This is a genomic window from Paenibacillus sp. NN59 (genome assembly GCF_057597225.1).
Genome location: NZ_CP199678.1, coordinates 2399509 through 2417897 on the forward strand (window position 1 = coordinate 2399509; position 18389 = coordinate 2417897).

Below are 18389 nucleotides of genomic sequence, written 5' to 3' on the forward strand. Positions count from 1 at the left end.
AACCAAGGTTCAGGACAAAAGAAACGGGAAGGAAGCTTCTTCTGTCTTCGTAGTGGCGATATAAATAATTTACTTATTTGAAATCGTGTCTAAGACTTATGAGAATGAAGATGCAAAGCCATAAGCTCTCATGGTACAATAAATCGTTCTCCTGAACTCATTCGGGCAAAATAAGAAATATGGGGTAATAATGAACATGATTATCATCAAACGTAAACGAACAGGTCGGGAAAGAGGAGGGAGATGCCATGTCATTTGGAGCACGTGTACTTAAGACAGGTATAGCGGTCACGCTGGCTTTATATCTGAGCAGTTTGTTCTTGAACCCGCAATCTCCTGTGCCTGCCGCGATCGCAGCGATATTTGCCATGCAACCTTCCATCTATCGTTCATGGAAATATTTCCTTGATCAGTTGCAGACGACCACGCTGGGCGCAATTGTAGCGCTACTGGGTGGGATGGTGCTGTCCAACGAGCCCATTGCCGTGGGCTTGATTATTGTGCTGGTTATTATGATCTGTCTTAAATTAAATATGGGTGAAACGGTTGGGCTAACACTGGTCACGGTGGTATCGATTATGGAAGCTTCAGGAGATTGGCACTTTGCGCTGAATCGCTTCTTGTTAACCCTTGTGGGCATTATATCCGCCTTCCTGATTAATATCTCGGTGTTTCCTCCTAAACCGAAGGTGCAGTTTGTGAAGCAGATTCAGAGTGTGTTTAATGGGATGTCACTGCTACTTCGTACATCGATCTCCGATGAGATCAAAGAGGTTGTTTTTCGGGAAGAGAAAAGTAATCTAGGCGGATCGATCAAGTCTTTATCTGACAAGTATCATTTGTTTGAAGAAGAGCAGAAGAAGATGAAACGTGCCAAATTCAGTGAAACCCGTCAGATGGTTGTATATAAACAAATGCTGTTAAGTTTGCAAAAAGGATATGATGTACTGGATTCGGTAGAACGCCATTACTTTCAGGCACAGCGAACACCGGAAATGGATTTGTTTTTTGATACTCATCTCGAACGGGTTATTAAATTTCATGAGCATGCCTTGCTCAAATTTGAAGACAAACTCAAACCAAATGGCGAAGAGGCCGCACTGTTTGTAACCGAGAATGATCATTTCATGGAACAGGCCATTACCCAGTTTGATGTCGATAAGGACGGCATGTTAAGGTTATCTATTGTGGCTGCAGCGATATACGATTACGGATATCAGCTGGAGCGGTTGAATCGACTTGCGGACCATGTGCGCACTTCAAGTGAAGATAAAGAGTCGCATGACCACATGCTAAACTGGCTGAAATGGCCTTAGATGGCAAAATAAGATACAATATAGGCAATATAAAGCCCGGACAGTAGCGTCCGGGTTGTTTGTTCTATCGGTGAATGCAAGTGACCTGAATCGCTGAAAATCGATAGGAATCAATGGTAACCATTATGAATGAACTGAGGGGTAGAAATGGAGATCAGGCAGTTGGATGGAGAACTCTTGGAATGGTTAGGCGGAAGCGATCTGGAGAGCAAACAGCATGAAGCGATACAGTTATTAACCGTCACTGGTGGACAATGGCCTCATCTGGCGATGATCAGCATGGGAGAAGTTATCGCTATAAGCCCTGATTGCCTTCGGTTGGCGCTCTGGCAAGGGACACAAACGAGTATGAATATGATGGAAACGGGTAAGGCTACGTTAATTGCAGTGCATGGTCAGCGTATATTGCATATTCGGCTTGAAGTCCGTTTACTTCCTGAACTCGGGGACACGATTCACCCGCGAGATCGGTATGAGTGTAACATCCTTCATATTCGGATCGATCAGGCACCATATGCAGAAATTACGTCTGGTATTACGTTTCAATTAAAAGATCAAACGGGGGCATTAGCACGCTGGAATGCAACCATTGAGGACTTGAGGAAGTAGAGGGACAGGCACATGTGGGTAATACTGTGTGACGCGGTAAAGCTCCTAGATCAATGAACAAAGCGACAAGACCACAAGCAAAAATAACAAATAACGTCTCCGCTTGCATCGGGACGTTGTCACTGGTACAATATAAAATGGTTTTCAGAAAATTAGAATTAATTAACATAAAGTTAAAATATTTACTTTCTAATAATTATACCATTGCCTTTTCGGGCTTGTCAAATGGATATTCGAAGACACAATCCGGGGAAAGAGAGGCGCATAACATATGAGTAATGAGCAACAGTGGAACCAGGAACAGGAGCGGGTGAATACCGTGACTGATCAGATTGAGCGCAAAATCGCTACATTGGAAGAAGAGGTAGGCTCCTTCCGTGACGAAGTGGTCGGGATGCGTAAGGATTTCTGGGATGAAGTCACAATGAACTTTAGTGAAGCCGATGATGTCGGGGAGACGTCAACGAGTATGCGGCAACAATCGCAGGTTTTGTCCGATCGTGAACGAAGTCATCTGAATACAGCTGCGGCTTTGGATAAAATGAAACGACTGCATCATTCACCTTATTTCGGACGAATTGATTTCAAGGAGGATGGATATCCGGAATCGGAACGTATCTATCTGGGCATTGCATCCCTGCTGGACGAGAAAGAGGAGTCCTTCCTGATCTACGACTGGCGTGCACCGATCTCCAACCTGTATTATGATGGTGCGCCTGGACCGATCTCTTACCGTACCCCAAGCGGCGAGATTAGTGGAGAGATAGAAATGAAACGTCAATTCGTCATTCGGGATGGGCGTATCCGTTTCATGTTTGATACAGGGGTAACGATCGGAGATCAGTTGCTTCAGGCTGTGCTGAGCCGAACGTCTGATGCACAGATGAAGAGCATTGTGGCAACGATCCAGAAGGAACAGAACCGGATCATTCGTAATGACCGGACGCGTATGCTGATTGTTCAGGGCGCAGCAGGAAGTGGCAAAACCTCTGCCGCTCTCCAGCGAGTCGCTTATCTTCTCTATAAATACCGCGAGCATTTGCAAGCAGATCAGATGGTTCTTTTTTCACCGAACCCGATGTTTAACAGTTATGTATCTACGGTACTTCCAGAGCTTGGGGAAGAGAATATGTTGCAGACGACGTTTCAGGAGTATCTGGAACGCCGTTTGGGACGGGAATATCAGCTTGAAGACCCATTCATCCAGCTGGAATATGTGCTGACAGGAACGGAGGAGCCTGGTTACGATGCACGAATGTCTAGCATACGATTCAAGTCCTCTGCATCATTTTTGAAAGTCATTACACGTTATAAAGAAAGCATGTTAACCGGAGGCATGAAATTCAAGCCAGTTCGTTTTCAGGGTAAGGCGATTGTCGATGCGGAAGCGATGGCAGCGAAATTTTACAGCTTCGGTTCGTCTGTCAAACTTGTTAGCCGCCTGGAACTATTACGCGATTGGTTGCTTAAGGAACTTTCGACGTTTGGTAAAGGTGAACTAGGTGCACCGTGGGTTGATCAGCAGCTTGATCTAATGGAAGCGGAAGATTTGCAGCGCGCTTACCAACGCTTGAAACGTAAACAAAAGGGGAAATCACATACGTTTGATGATTTTCAGCAAGAAAGAGAGATTCTGGCGAGAATGGTGGTCAGTGACCGACTGAAGCCTTTGCGTAAATGGATCAAATCACTGCGTTTTGTGGATGTCCGTCAGTTGTATGCAAACCTGTTCGAGGATCAGGCGCAGATGGTTCGTCTGCTTGACAGGGAACCTTTGCCTGTCCACTGGGAAGAAATCTCGACCATGACGTTACGCAGATTAAAGATCCAGGAGTTGGCTTATGAGGACATTACGCCGTACCTGTATTTGCGCGAACTGTTGCTAGGATTCCATATTAATTCGAACATCCGCCATGTCATTATTGATGAAGCTCAGGATTATTCTGCCTTTCAGCTCGCATTTATGAAAAGACTCTTTCCACACGCGAAAATTACGGCTCTGGGTGACTTTAACCAGGCTATTTACGCCCATTCATCCGTACTCAGCGGCACTGGACCATTAAGTGACTTATACGGGCCAGAGAACACGGAGGTTATTGTGCTGACACGCAGTTACCGCTCTACGATGGAAATAGTGGAATTTACACGCGGCATGGTTCCTGGTGGGGAGGAGATCATCCCGTTTAACCGAAATGGAGAGAAACCTAAAGTCATCGTGACTTCTGATCCAAAGCAGCATGTGCAGCAAATTACGGCAGATCTTCATCATCTGATGCAGGAGGGGTATGAATCCGTAGCGGTCATCTGCAAGACGGCAGAAGAGAGCCAGGAAGTACACAACCTACTAAGTCAAAAGCTGAATACTGCCCCTAAGCTGATCAAAAAAACAACGCTGGCTTTTGAACAGGGCGTTCATGTGATTCCTGCTTATTTGGCGAAAGGTGTGGAGTTTGACGCAGTCTTAATCTATAATGGCTCCGCTGATGCCTATTCCCGTGAGCAGGAACGTAAGCTATTCTATACTGCCTGTACCCGGGCAATGCATTTACTGCATGTATACTCTTTAGGAAAACCAAGTCCATTTATCACCTCACAGTCAGAAGAGTGGTACGAGATGAAAGATATCCCTGCAACTCGTGTGGAGTAAAAAGAGCACTAATCTCCGAGCGATATGTTGGGGTGAATACTCTTGCAAGATGAGGTCAGCCAGACATGTTCTGGTTGGCCTTTTTTGTGTATGCTATGAAGAGAAAGTTGCCAACAATAGTGACATGAGCAGACATATCTTAGTTGTTATTGATAAATAAGGTGAATCTCCTTGTGCATGTATTCAATAGATGTAATTTTTCTTTACACACGAAGCTCAGGCTCATATAATCGTAACAATCTATTTTTTCGAGCGTTGCATGATGATGGGGAAAAAAATTCATTGTATGAGTAACAAATACTTTAATTTTAAGAGCAGGCAACGGAACAGGGAATCTAACGAAGGAGGCAGGTAATTTGAAAACAACAGCTTTTGAGCGGCCGCTGATGGCCGATTGTGTACCGGATCTGGTCGCTACAGCCCGAGGAGATAAGAAGGCAACTTTGGTGATTCGGGGCGGTACTTTGGTTAACGTGATATCAGGGGAAATCTTGCCGGATATGTCTGTCGCTGTGCAAGGGGCACGAATTGCGTATGTTGGCAGAGATGTAAGCCATACGATCGGAGAACATACCCGCATTATTGAGGCAGATGGAAAGTATATTGCTCCGGGACTATTAGACGGTCATTGCCATATTGAGAGCACACAGATGAAAGTATCGGAGTTCGCAAGAGCTGTACTGCCTTCCGGTACGACAGGTGGATTCTTTGATCCGCATGAAATTTCCAATGTGCTTGGGCTTAAAGGACTGCGGCTCATGCTGGATGAAGCACGTACTACTCCCATGGCGGCTTACATGCAAGTAGCTTCATGTGTACCTTCAACTCACCCAGGGCTGGAGACTACAGGAGCTTATATTGGGCCGGAAGAGGTAGCAGAGGCACTATCATGGGGACCGGACATGATCGGCCTTGGTGAAGTGATGAACTTCCCGGGAGTGGTGTACGGGGATGAGACCATGATTGGGGAGATTCAGGCGACTCTGCGCGCTGGCAAAGTGGCTGATGGACATTTTACTTGGGCCTCGGACGACTGGCGTCTGCCTGCTTATGCGGCGAGCGGTGTGACAGGAGATCATGAGTGTGTTAAGAAAGAAGATGTAGTGGAGCGCTTGCGGCTGGGGATGTATGCGAAGATGCGGCAGGGTTCTGCATGGCATGATGTCGCGGAGACGATTAAAGCATGTACGGAGCTTGGACTCGATACTCGGCGAATGATGCTGGTAACGGATGATCGCAGCTCGGAATCTTTGCTGAAAGAGGGTCATATGGACTTTGTCGTTCGACTTGCCATTTCTCAGGGCGTGAAGCCGGTAACAGCATTCCAGATGGCTACGATTAATACGGCAGAACGTTTTGGTGTGGCGCGTGATATCGGAGCGGTGATTCCGGGTAACATTGCCGATATTATTTTGTTAGATGGACGCCTTGCGGATGTACGTGTAGGCACAACGATTGCTGCAGGGCAAGTCGTAGCCGAGAACGGTAAAATGACAGCCGTGTGGGACACGTTCACTTATCCAGAGGAAGCGCTCAATACGGTGAAGCTGGAAGCAAACATCCAGCCGCAGGATCTGGAACTGTCTGCACCTGTTGTGGAGGGAACTATAGGCGCACGCATCATCCATGTGACGGAAAATCATGTGGAAACGAAGCAGAAGCATGTGCAAGTGAATGTGCAAGGCGGCAAGGTGGTTCTGCCTGCTGCTGGTGAGGTATGCAAAATTGCCGTGCTGGAACGCCATAAACAAACGGGAAATCGCGCAGTGGCATTGGTCGGCGGGATCGGGTTCACTTCGCCAGCAGCTATAGCCATGACGGTAGCCCATGACAGCCACAATCTGTTAATCATCGGAAACGATGATGCACTTATGGCAGAGTCCGGTAATCGTGTCATTCGTATGCAGGGTGGTGTAGCTGTTGTAACAGATGCGGGTGTAACCGAGTTTCCTCTTCGAATCGCGGGACTGATGTCGGTGGAGCCCTTCGAAGTGGTAGCGGAACAATCGGCAGCAATCAGTGAAGCACTGCAATCGGCAGGATGTACGTTGAACAATGCGTTTATGACCTTATCGCTGCTCGCGCTGGTGGTTATTCCTGAACTGCGTTTGTCTGACATCGGACTGGTACGCATCTCTGCAGAGGGCATTGAACGGGTCTCTTTGTTTGATGAAATGAATGTGGATTAAGCAGATAAAGCAAAGGTAAAGCATCAAATGAGAGTATATCGAGTAATAAATATCGATGTTTCATTGCAAGCCTCGCCGCCTTCGGGCGGTTTTTTGTTTTGGAGAAGAAAACGCTTCCTGGGTCTACAGAATCGAAGTATTAAAAGGAAATATAGACTGAAGTCGTAATTGAAATTCTGATTTTTTACATATAACATTAAATTTTGTGACTTTTGGACTATATATTCAGAACTGTGAATTCCCGAAATAAGTTATATGATTCTTTCGTCGTGAGTCTTAAAGGTGATGTTGCGTATAAAAGCAGTTTGAATTCATCGTACTTCCGTAATCGTGCGAAAAATGAATCTTAAACGACATCCTTTTACCCGGATTTATACGTAAGAGCTGCCATAACTTCAAGGGAGTGTACAAATATGAAAATCAAAAAAGAATTTCGTTTTATTTTGCTTATGAGTTGTCTGGTACTGTGTTTAAGCACAGCCTGTTCTACCCGAGTGGATGCGGTAGGTTCGGTAGAACCGGTAGACAGTTATGCCACAATACATGGCAAGCTGGATCGGCCTGTGCGGGGGACGTGGGTGTGGGATACGACTCAAATCCGAAATAATGCGCAGGATATTTTAAGTTTTGCGAAGGCCAACAACATTAATACGATCTATCTGCAGATGAACCGGGACATTAAAATCCCTGAATATAAGAACTTTATCCGTCTTGCACGGGCTCAAAATATCGCTGTGGATATCATGGACGGACGTTCCGCTTGGGGACTGACTGAAAGCAGGGAACAGATAGCTTCCTTTATGGACTGGATTGAAGCTTATCAAGCACAGGCACTGGCTAACGAGAAATTTGCAGGGATTCATCTGGACATTGAACCTCATGTGCATCCGCAGTGGAAGATCAATCAAGCCAGCGTCATTACGCAGTGGCAGGGAAATGTGAATTATATTATAGACCGTGCTGCGCGTATGAAAATGCCTGTGGCCGCTGATCTGCCGTTCTGGCTGGACAATTACAAAATTCCGGGTTCAACGATGGCGGTAAGCAGCTGGATGATCCGCAAATTTGATTCCATTACGATTATGGCTTATCGGGATACAGCTGCTGCTATCTACAATGTGGCAAAGGATGAACTTATCGATGCGGCTTCTGTAGGTAAGAAAATATCGATTGCGGTGGAAACGAAGCAAAGCAAGGAAGGCGACTTCATTACCTTTTACGAAGAGGGAGACGCCTACATGGAAGAACAGTTGAAGCTGGTAGAGAAAATGGCGAGTGTCCACACTTCCTTTAATGGTTTTTCTGTACATGAGTATTCTTCATGGAAGACGTTAAGAAAGTAGAGCAACCCACCAAACCATAGAGGTTAACGTAAATAAAAGGTGCTTGCAGCTTACGTGCTGAAGGCACCTTTTTGTTGACCTTGTAAACATATATTCTATCAAAAACTCATCAATGGTAACCGCCCGATGTGATTCATTCCTTTTTTAAACCAGCAAAGTCTCTGTAAACGTAACAGGCACCAGTGTCATATTTTCGGAAAATATTTTACGATACTGAGAAGGGGTTGTGTTCTTGTGTTTCTTAAAGGTAGTAATGAAATAACTCAAATGCTCAAATCCAACATCCATAGCGATATCAACAATCTTATGATCCGTATTCTCCAGCTGTGCGCAGGCCTGCTGAACCCGATAATAATTGATGTAATCGACAGGGCTCTTCTGCACCAACTTTTTGAAAAAACGACAGAAATGTCCCTCGCTCATATTGGCTTCATCCGCCAGGTCTTTCAGCTTCAGCGGTTCAGGATAATGCTTATGAATGTAACTGAGCACTAATTTTAGACGCTCCATCTTATCCGGTGTGCCCCCGTTAACTGCGCTTTTGAGCGGAAGCACCTTCCGCTGTTCAAACATGCGAGCAAGCATGAGATAGAGATAGGCTTTCGTGGATATCTCACAGGTGTCTGTCCCGCTCGCGTGATCTGCGAAGATGCGTTTCAGATAGGCCAGAACTTCTGAACCCCAAGCTTCATCAGCTGTGATGTGATAGGGGAGCTGTATACTTTTTCGCAAAATAGGTCCGATAAACTTCTCCTGCACCGCATCAAACGTATGACTACCGAGCAGATCCGAATGAAACACAATGGAAGAAAATATACAAGGCTCATCGCCCATCAGATATCCTGCATGAATCTCACCTCGATGAATAAAAACAGCCTCTCCGGCCTTCACCTCAACCCGGTTCATGTCAATTTGAAACACAGCAGAGCCTTGCGTCACCATCGTAAACTCCATCTCATCATGCCAATGGCAATCGAGAATGCTGTCCCCATTTAATTGCTGAATATCGGGGTACACACTGACCGGATACATGGCATTGCCGTGGATTCGATCTTCCCGTAAATGCTCGCGTTCCATCATGAAACCTCCTTATGCATATAAATAGATGTAATCGTTTGCAAATTATTATAGGAATTCGTCAGAATTACGTTTGAAATATCAAAATACTGATATAAATGATCAAAATCCAAGAAGAAAATCGTCATTAATATCAATATCATTATAGTATAACTGAAGGAGGTAATCCAAGATGAAATTTACCGATGGCTACTGGCAGATCCGTGATGGATATCATGTTCAAAATCCGGCGGATATTCGAGATATTGTACAAAAGGGTGATTCCTTTACTGTATATGCAGCAACGAAACGCATTGAGCGCAAAGGCGATACACTGAACGGAACGTTGCTCAAAGCAACCTACAGCTCCCCGATGCCTGATGTTATTCGTGTGCAATTGAACCACCATAAGGGCAAAGTTAATCCAGGTCCCGAGTTTGCACTGAACACGCTGAATACCGATGTGCAAATTGCCCAGGATGAGAACGGTGCAGAGCTGAAAAGCGGAAATCTTCGTGTAACCGTGAACAAAACAAAAGGCTGGGATATCGGCTTCCATTATAATGAAAAACGCCTGACAGGAAGCGGCTGGAGAGGCCCGGCGTACATTGAGTCAGCATCAGAAGGTACGTTCTTCCGGGAACAACTGGAGCTGGGTGTGGGCGAGTATGTCTATGGCCTTGGTGAACGATTCACCCCGTTTGTGAAAAATGGCCAGGTTGTGGATATCTGGAATGAGGATGGCGGTACAAGCAGTGAACAGGCGTACAAGAACATTCCGTTTTATCTGTCGAACAAAGGATACGGTGTATTCGTCAATCATCCTGAGAAGGTATCCTACGAGATCGCTTCCGAGAATGTATCGAAAGTGCAGTTCAGTGTTCAGGGTGAGACGCTGGAATATTTCATTATCGGCGGTGCTAATCCGAAAGAGGTGCTGGATAACTACACTAAGCTCACAGGTAAACCGGCTCTGCCGCCGGCATGGACATTTGGTTTGTGGCTAACAACATCGTTTACGACAGATTATGATGAAGCGACCGTTAATCATTTTGTTGATGGCATGGCTGATCGTGATCTGCCACTATCCGTATTCCACTTCGACTGCTTCTGGATGAAGGAATATCAATGGTGTGATTTTGAATGGGACAAAGATATGTTCCCTGATCCGGAAGGCATGTTGAGACGGTTGAAGGACAAGGGACTCAAAATCTGTGCGTGGATTAACCCGTATATTGCCGAGAAATCCATTCTGTTCGATGAAGGTATGGAAAAAGGTTATCTTGTCAAGACAGCCGATGGCAGTGTATGGCAGTGGGATAAATGGCAGGCGGGCATGGGGCTGGTGGACTTCACGAACCCAGAGGCAACTGCATGGTACAAAGACAAGCTGAAAGGTTTGATTGACCAGGGCGTGGACTGCTTCAAGACCGACTTTGGCGAAAGAATTCCGACCGATGTTGTGTATTATGACGGTTCCGATCCGGTGAAAATGCACAACTATTATACCTTCTTATACAACAAAGCGGTATTTGATGTACTTGAAGAAAACCTGGGTAAAAACGAAGCCGCTCTGTTTGCCCGCTCAGCAACCGTAGGTGGTCAACAATTCCCCGTACACTGGGGTGGCGATTGCTCGTCCAACTATTCGTCCATGGCAGAATCACTGCGCGGTGGATTGTCGCTCGGTCTTTCCGGGTTTGGCTTCTGGAGCCATGACATTAGCGGTTTTGAAGCGACAGCCGAGCCTGATGTATACAAACGTTGGGTACAGTTCGGGTTACTCTCTTCACACAGCCGCCTGCACGGTAACGAATCGTATCGTGTGCCTTGGTTGTTCGATGAAGAGGCTGTCGATGTTGTGCGTGACTTTACGAAGCTGAAGCTTAGTCTGATGCCGTACCTGTTTAATTCCGCGGTAGAGTCCTCTGTGCAAGGATTGCCAATGATGCGGGCGATGGTGCTGGAATATCCAGATGATCCGACTTGTGCGACACTTGACTTACAGTACATGTTCGGAGATTCTATCCTGGTTGCACCGATCTTCAACAAAGAAGGTAACGTTCGTTATTACCTGCCAGAAGGTACATGGACCAATTATCTGACAGGGGTAAAAGTTCAAGGTGGGCGCTGGATCAGTGAAAATCATGACTTCAAAACACTGCCAATGATGATCAGACCGAACAGTTTGATCGCGGTAGGTGCGATAGACAGCAAGCCGGATTACGATTTTGCGGACAACGTATCATTGCATTTGTTTGAACTTGCCGACGGGCAGACAGCGCAAGCGGTTGTTGTAAATCAAAGTGCTGAGTGTGAGTTGCAAGTGACCGCCACACGTAACGGTTCGAAGCTGGAAGTTCGTGCTGAAGGTGCAGGCAAGCCATGGAAAATCGTGCTTCGGGGCATTGATTCCGTATCCAACGTGGATGGCGGATCACAAGAAGCTGGCGAGCAAGGCATCATCGTAACGGTATCAGCAGGTGCAAGCAAACTTACAATTGAGCTGTAACATGTTAGAATAGACCATAAAGGGACGGTGCCTGAAGGCGCCGTCTGTTCGTTTATTTATACGAAATAAATGCATAGTTCCTTCAAGGAGAGAACGGAAAGAGGGAGGCAATACAATATGGCACACCAACACTCAGATAACCAACAGCATGCAAATCAGAACCAACACCAACATTCGGGCTTACATAGCCCAATATCAGCAGAAGTTTTGCATGCACTGGTACATCGACATTTTGGAGATCACGTTGTCGTAAAACAGTACGGACTGCTGCAGGGTGGTCTGTTTAACACGACGTATCGCATCCAACTGGAGCATACGGCGATTACGGACGTCATTTTGCGCCTTGCACCGGAGGGTGTACAACCACTGCAACTGACGAACGAAAATCGTAAGCCGATAACCGAGTGTGATCCTTTATTTTCATTTGAACGCACAATGATGGCCTCGGAACCTGTCGTCTATGAGCATTACCGTAAGGCAGGTATTCCTGCACCGGAAGTACTGGCTTGTGATGACAGCGCTCAGGATGTTCCGCGAACCTATATGTTTATGGCGTTTATCCCAAGCGTGCAGCTTGATCATGCGTCTATCGAAGAGAAAGATAAAAATCATTTGTATACCCAATTAGGCATGTACACAGCCACCATGCATCGGATCGAAGGAGCATTATTCGGTTGGCCTCAGGCGGATGGCACGATTCGTGGATCGGATCACTGGTCTGAGGTCTTGATAGCTATCGCAGATGAAACAAGCAAAAAAGCGGCCCTAGTAGGGTTTATGCCTGGCATAGGCGAAAAGATTACGGCAATCTTCAAGCAAAATAAAGCTCTTTTTGATCAAATTAAACAACCTGTGCTTGTCCATAATGACCTATGGGCAGCAAATGTGCTCGTGCACGGTAAACAAGGGGGAATGAGCATTGCCGCTGTTATTGACGGAGATCGCTCGATGTTCGCCGATCGGGAATACGAGGCCATCCTCAACACGGATTCTGCCGCATTTCACGCAGGTTACGGCCGTTCCCTTGAATCCTCACCAGAAGGGCAAGCACGCCGGCTTGCGTATCGTCTATTGTCCTCATACTTTAACGCCTACGTTCATCAGCATCAGGTAGACCAACCGGAAGATGGCCGAATATTTGAGGAGCGTACGTTGGATTTGTTGGAAAAGTGGAAGATCGAACAATTCCGCTAATGGAACCTATCCATTTTGACATATGCTGAATAATCGCCCCCGGATTAACCAACAATAACGCTGTTGTGTGTAGAATCTGCGAAGGTGGTTAGGGTATGTCTGATAAAAAGTGGGACCTTGTCGCACTTGCTTCCATCCCTGTTATTATGACACTGGGGAACTCCATGCTTATACCGATTTTGCCACAGATTGAACGGGAATTGAAGGTATCTTCATTCAAGGTCAGTATGCTAATAACGGTATATGCTGTAGTGGCCATCTTGCTCATTCCATTGGCAGGATATTTATCGGATCGATTCGGCAGGAAAGCCGTGATTATTCCCAGTCTTGTCATTGCAGCAGCCGGAGGTGCTGTGGCCGGGATTGCCGCATGGTTCATGAGCGGTAATATCGCCTATTGGACGATTCTTGGGGGAAGGTTTTTGCAGGGAGTGGGTGCAGCAGGCGCATTTCCGATTGTCATCCCTCTTGTTGGAGATATGTTCAAGAATGAAGATGAGGTTAGCAAAAGTCTGGGTATTATTGAAACTTCAAACACCTTTGGCAAAGTGCTTAGTCCGATTCTAGGTGCTGCGCTGGCGGTGTGGTTGTGGTATTCGCCGTTTTTAGCGATTCCAGTACTATGCCTCATTTCACTTGTGCTCGTAGTATTTTTGGTGAAAACACCGAAGAGGAAGGAAAAACCGCCTACATTTTCGGAATTTGTTGCTTCTATCCGTGACGTTCTCAAAGTAAAGGGACGCTGGTTGTACGCTTTGTTTGCGATCGGTGGAATTTGTATGTTTCTTATTTTTGGCGTCCTATATTATCTTTCTGAGACGCTGGAGAGTGAGTTTGCGCTCAAAGGTGTAGTCAAAGGACTGGTTTTGGCCATCCCTTTGGCTTCGTTATGTCTGGCTTCGTTTTTCGCAGGCAAGTGGATTGGTAAAAATAAATCACGCATGAAATGGCTCGGTTTTGCCGGACTAGCCTTGGTAACGGTATCGCTGGGGATCATCGGCATGTTCGATAATATTTACGTTGTGGTGGGATTGTTCACCCTAGGGAGTGCGGGTATTGGTGCTGCACTGCCATGCCTCGACACGTTGATTACAGAAGGTGTAGACAAAAAGCAACGTGGTACCATTACAGCCCTGTTCAGCAGCATGCGTTTTATCGGCGTATCGCTCGGTCCACCCATTGTTTCTTTGTTGATCGGTTCTCACCATTTTTTGCTTTTTGGCATTCTGGCTGCGTCAGGTGCTGTCGGAGGTCTGCTCACATTACTGGCGGTTAAACCAGAGAAAAAAGGCGAGCCTACTTCTGGGAGTGATGAGAAGCAAGATGATCAGGAGAAGCAGGACGAAGAAGACAAGCACGGTAATAAAGAGAAGCAAGACGGTCAAGACAAGCTACGCAAAAGGCGTGTGCAAGAAAGTGAAACCGACCAAGGATACAGACCTTCGCCACTGCGCCGCAAAAAAAGTCCTTACTGACGGGTGGATGGAATACTCCCTTACTTTAAAGGGAAACCTGAAAACGCGTTTACGTCTCAGAAAGCAGCGTAGCTGCTTGCCAGATGTAAACGCGTTTTTTGTACTGAATACGTCACAGGTGATATTGTCAGTGTGGATATTTTTATGAACACCCATGTTAAGGTAAGGCCTCAGTAAATACATATTATGAAGGAAAACGTAATTATCTATTAGTTTCTTTTATCAGGTGCTACTTGCACATCACTCGTATCATGTGAAGCAGCGCTATCCGTTGCCGTGATATGTGTATGGGATAACAGCGGATGTGTTTCGATCTGGAAACTGCCACTTCGTTTACCCTGAATCAGATAGATCAGCAGGAACAATGCCATAAATAAAACAGAGTAGCGGTACATTTCCGTATAACTTGTCAAGGAAGCGATAGCGCCAAGCAGAATTGCACCCGTAGCAATACCAAAATCAAGTGTGTTCAAAAACATCCCGTTCGCCATCCCCCTTTGAGCAGGGGCGACGACTTGAATCATCCAGGTCTGTATGGATGATTGCATAGAGCCATATCCAATACCATAGATAAAAGCAGCGACAAACAAGATGGGCATCGTCGTTGCCCAGGAAAGCGTGACAAGTCCAAGTGCGATACATATTGCCCCAGGAATCAATAAAGCTTTAGGACCCTTACTGTCGTAAATTCGACCGGCGAACGGTCTGACGAGTAGAACAGCCAGTGCATTAAACAGGAAAAACAGCGCTGGGTTAGCGAGATGCGCTTCTTTGCCATACAAAACGATAAATCCAACCAATCCGCCGTAGGTAATAGACAGCAAACCGTTCAGCACACTTGGAAGGATCAGTTTTCGGTTAAACGGAGCCTTTTCTTTAGAACTCGGTTTTGCTCCTGAAACAGATGCAACATCGCGAGTAGCTTGCTCTTGATGTGACGATTGCATCGAAATAGCCTGCGTAGTCTTTTTCTTGGCTATTTTTTTACGTGTCAGGCTGTAACTGAGTGGATAGATCACAGCAATCACTCCGGCTGTACTGAGCATAAGGGTGACAAACCCAGCTCCTTGTAGCAAAGTGACACCGATAATCGGCCCCATGGACATCGCCAGACTGGTGGACAATCCAAAGTAACCCATGCCTTCGCCCATTCGTTTGACGGGTACAATATCAGATGCCATGGTTGGAAATGCAGTGCTGCTGAGCCCGAATCCAACCCCAAACACCATGCGGAGCAGAAGCAGAACAGCGATACCCGCAGCAAAATAATAGCCGAGCGTAGCAAGCAGGGCTACAGACAAGCCAATATAGATCATCGCATTACGAAAACCTTTCTCAAGCGCTTTCGCAGAAAAGAGTCGTGCTACGATGGCACTTAATGCAAACAGGCAGGTGAACAGGCTGACTTGAAATGCATTGGCATGGAATCGATCCTGTACATAGGAAGGTAATGGTGAAACGATCATGTGTAGCTGCAGAAATAATAGAAAATTACACAGCATGAGCAAAATAAAATCGGTCGTCCATAATCGGACAGGTGCAGATTGTTCTTTCATGGTGAAACATTCCCCCTGAGTTGTAATAGTTACAGATTGTGATTAATGAGGGAAAGAGTATGTTTAAATGCTTCCATCTGGTCTTCCGGTATACCTTCAGCAAGTTTTTTATTCATTTCTCTTTCAATTGGAACAAGCACATCAATTAATGCTTTGCCATCTTTGGTAGGATACAGCAGATAGGCTCTACGGTCCTGGTCGCTCGTGCGGCGCTCGACCCAGCCTTTTTTCTCCAGTAAATCGATAATCCGTGCGGTGGTGGGCTGGTCTTTGAACACAAACCCTGCCATTTCTTTCTGATTAACGCCTTCCTTACGTACCACATTAAAAAGCACAGAAAATTGCTCTGTGGTAATATCGTAGGGTTTAAATTGTGCCGCTAGAAGGGCAGATGTTTTGCGGTGGGTGAGTCCGAGCATAAATCCGACGGACTGCTCCAAAGAATAATCCATGAATTGATGAACCTCGCTTCCGTAGAAAATGTCTCTAAAATTCATATAGTTGTTATAACAACTATATGTGGAACAAGTAATTTTGTCAAAGGAAATGGTAGTGCCGCAGGAGCGGAGCACATCGATGCAAAACGTTAAAAATCCTGCTAGAATAGGGATGAAACGGCTTCCAAAGTAATAAAAAATTTGTTATGTAAGGAGCGTTTAATAATGCTGAAAAATATTCCTGCGATTCTTCCGCCAGAGTTACTTAAATTGATGTCCGAAATGGGACATGGGGATGAACTTGTGCTAACGGATGCGAACTTCCCTGCTGCCAGTCATGCTGAACGTTTAGTACGTTGTGATGGCATAGGCACTGTGCAGCTATTGGAAGCTATATTACAGCTATTTCCGCTAGACACCTATGTAGAGCGACCAGCCGCTGTCATGCAGGTGGTTAAAGGTGATCCGGTCATTCCGATCATCTGGGAAGATTATCGGCGGTTAATCGAGGAATACGAGGATATGAGCGAAGCACTCGAATACGAGGATCGTTTTGATTTTTATGATCGTGCCGCCAAAGCTTATGTCATTGTGGCAACGGGTGAACGTGCTCAGTATGCAAACCTCATTTTGAAAAAGGGAGTTATTTTCCCTGAACCAGGACATGTTCAAGAGCGGCTGAATTCAGAAACCTATTAAAATCCATATGCGTTTAGGGCGACGGAGCTGGCGAGGCTTTCGTCGTTTTTTTACGTTTGCCTGATCGGAGCCAGTAGACGGCGACATATACGATGGGCATGGATTCCACAAGCAGGGTGAAAGCCGGTATGGCGTAGGAACGGATTGCAAGCTCGTAGGCAGCTGCATCTCTGGCATATTGCATCACAATGACGGCAGCCGTCCCTGCAATAATAAACGTAAGGGACTTGTGTTGCCGTACACCGCTGATGCTGGATAGACAGACCGAGGAGACGTATAACAGAAAGGAGCTGCGTGTAAACATCGTTGTTGACCAGATGGCGATCAGAACAGGATCAAGGTTGTCCAGAAAATCACCGTATCGTGCAAAACGGACCAATTCCAGTAAAGGATACCTTAGACTCGCTGCCACATAAGGACCGAAATTCATCAGGATAAAGACCCAGAAGAACAGAATAAAGATGACAACAGTGCACCCTGCCCACACCATGCTTGTAAACATGGGACGCCTGAATGCGACAGCAGGAGCAAGGAATAGAAACAGCATCCATTCAGAGAACCACGGCATAGTGGAGATAGAGCCCATAAAAATTTCGGACCAGTCATGATGAGTTGCCATAGCTATCAAGATTTCCGGGTTACCTCCGCCTCCCACAGAGGGCATTAACAAGGATGAGGTGAGAAGCTGAACCAGAAATATGCCCTCAGATATAAAAACGATCGCTACCAGTCCTGAACGTGCTGTCAAACAAATACACAGAAGGGTAATGGAGGACGTTAGCCAGATCGGTGTCTGGGGCAAGTACATCGATTGCAAAAAGATAATGAAGTTCTCCACATCAATGGAGAGCAGATACAGACATAACAGCGCGATTAAACTGGTGAAAAAACGATGTATCATTTTGCCGACCACTTCTTCACCATAGGAGAGCCAAGCTCGGTCAGGGTAGAGCGAGCCCAAACGATACGTGAACATCAGAAGGATCAAACTAATCAGGAACCCACCAATGGTTGAAATCCAGCCTTGATATCCGCTCATTTTGAACAATCGCTGCAGAAGAAAAGCCACAGGCTCGGAGTACAGGTACACAAACATAAAACGGTATGCCTGTCCGGAGGTAAGGTGATTCACGGCTGTTTCCCCTTTCTTTATAACATGAGATGGTCAACCCATCCGAATAACAGCAACAGTACCTGATTGGGATTGGGCCAGGTCGGCCAGATCAATGCCAGTGTGTTCCAAGCGAGGAACAGCGTAAGTACGGCAAAATAGGATCGTTTTATGGATTTTTTACTCGTTTTAACAGCAGGCCAATCCAGTAAATATAGGCCCGCGAAGAGCAAGACAGCAAACAC

The 18389-nt window shown here is 46.1% G+C and carries 14 protein-coding genes; 9 read left to right on the forward strand and 5 right to left on the reverse strand.

From position 1 onward, the window contains the following. Positions 1-248: 248 nt before the first annotated feature. The 5 genes from ACT89M_RS10695 to ACT89M_RS10715 all read left to right on the forward strand — a co-directional run bounded on the left by ACT89M_RS10695 (position 249) and on the right by ACT89M_RS10715 (position 8104). Complete coding sequence (locus ACT89M_RS10695; protein ID WP_090924416.1) at positions 249-1316, forward strand: FUSC family protein; 1068 nt, start codon at positions 249-251, stop codon at positions 1314-1316. A 162-nt stretch (positions 1317-1478) separates the two neighbouring features. Further along, a complete protein-coding gene (locus ACT89M_RS10700) occupies positions 1479-1925 on the forward strand; it encodes a pyridoxamine 5'-phosphate oxidase family protein (protein ID WP_261771721.1) in 447 nt (148 codons plus the stop codon). 271 nt (positions 1926-2196) lie between these two features. Then, positions 2197-4572, forward strand: a complete 2376-nt coding sequence (gene helD, locus ACT89M_RS10705) for an RNA polymerase recycling motor HelD (RefSeq protein WP_154960113.1) — start codon at positions 2197-2199, stop codon at positions 4570-4572. Positions 4573-4958: 386 nt separating this feature from the next. Beyond that, positions 4959-6761, forward strand: coding sequence for an adenine deaminase (locus ACT89M_RS10710; RefSeq protein ID WP_308722263.1), 1803 nt, complete (start codon positions 4959-4961; stop codon positions 6759-6761). A 413-nt stretch (positions 6762-7174) separates the two neighbouring features. Next, on the forward strand, positions 7175-8104 hold the full coding sequence (locus ACT89M_RS10715; protein ID WP_154886462.1) for a hypothetical protein: 930 nt from the start codon (positions 7175-7177) through the stop codon (positions 8102-8104). A gap of 144 nt (positions 8105-8248) precedes the next feature. On the opposite strand, the gene ACT89M_RS10720 is transcribed toward ACT89M_RS10715, so the two are convergent. Continuing rightward, a complete protein-coding gene (locus ACT89M_RS10720) occupies positions 8249-9184 on the reverse strand; it encodes a helix-turn-helix domain-containing protein (protein WP_308722054.1) in 936 nt (311 codons plus the stop codon). 169 nt (positions 9185-9353) lie between these two features. Between ACT89M_RS10720 and yicI the strand changes: the two genes are divergently transcribed. The 3 genes from yicI (at position 9354) to bcbE (ending at position 14341) form a co-directional block, all read left to right on the forward strand. Further along, positions 9354-11672, forward strand: a complete 2319-nt coding sequence (gene yicI, locus ACT89M_RS10725; RefSeq protein ID WP_154886460.1) for an alpha-xylosidase — start codon at positions 9354-9356, stop codon at positions 11670-11672. Between the two features lie 117 nt (positions 11673-11789). Beyond that, on the forward strand, positions 11790-12866 hold the full coding sequence (locus ACT89M_RS10730) for a phosphotransferase family protein (protein ID WP_186809555.1): 1077 nt from the start codon (positions 11790-11792) through the stop codon (positions 12864-12866). Positions 12867-12961: 95 nt separating this feature from the next. Next, on the forward strand, positions 12962-14341 hold the full coding sequence (gene bcbE / locus ACT89M_RS10735; protein WP_308722053.1) for a bacillibactin exporter BcbE: 1380 nt from the start codon (positions 12962-12964) through the stop codon (positions 14339-14341). Positions 14342-14550: 209 nt separating this feature from the next. Here bcbE and ACT89M_RS10740 read toward each other — a convergent pair whose 3' ends face one another. Further along, the gene (locus tag ACT89M_RS10740; RefSeq protein WP_308722052.1) at positions 14551-15897 is read right to left on the reverse strand and encodes an MFS transporter; all 1347 of its coding nucleotides are present in this window, start codon (positions 15895-15897) and stop codon (positions 14551-14553) included. Between the two features lie 29 nt (positions 15898-15926). After that, positions 15927-16394 carry a MarR family winged helix-turn-helix transcriptional regulator gene (locus tag ACT89M_RS10745; RefSeq protein WP_487345223.1) on the reverse strand — a complete coding sequence of 156 codons (468 nt, stop codon included), beginning with the start codon at positions 16392-16394 and terminating at the stop codon, positions 15927-15929. 165 nt (positions 16395-16559) lie between these two features. Here ACT89M_RS10745 and ACT89M_RS10750 point away from each other — a divergent pair, with 165 nt between their 5' ends. After that, positions 16560-17033 carry an RbsD/FucU family protein gene (locus ACT89M_RS10750; RefSeq protein ID WP_154886452.1) on the forward strand — a complete coding sequence of 158 codons (474 nt, stop codon included), beginning with the start codon at positions 16560-16562 and terminating at the stop codon, positions 17031-17033. 13 nt (positions 17034-17046) lie between these two features. On the opposite strand, the gene ACT89M_RS10755 is transcribed toward ACT89M_RS10750, so the two are convergent. After that, positions 17047-18165 carry a GerAB/ArcD/ProY family transporter gene (locus tag ACT89M_RS10755; protein ID WP_154886450.1) on the reverse strand — a complete coding sequence of 373 codons (1119 nt, stop codon included), beginning with the start codon at positions 18163-18165 and terminating at the stop codon, positions 17047-17049. Positions 18166-18182: 17 nt separating this feature from the next. Further along, complete coding sequence (locus tag ACT89M_RS10760; RefSeq protein ID WP_090924428.1) at positions 18183-18389, reverse strand: hypothetical protein; 207 nt, start codon at positions 18387-18389, stop codon at positions 18183-18185.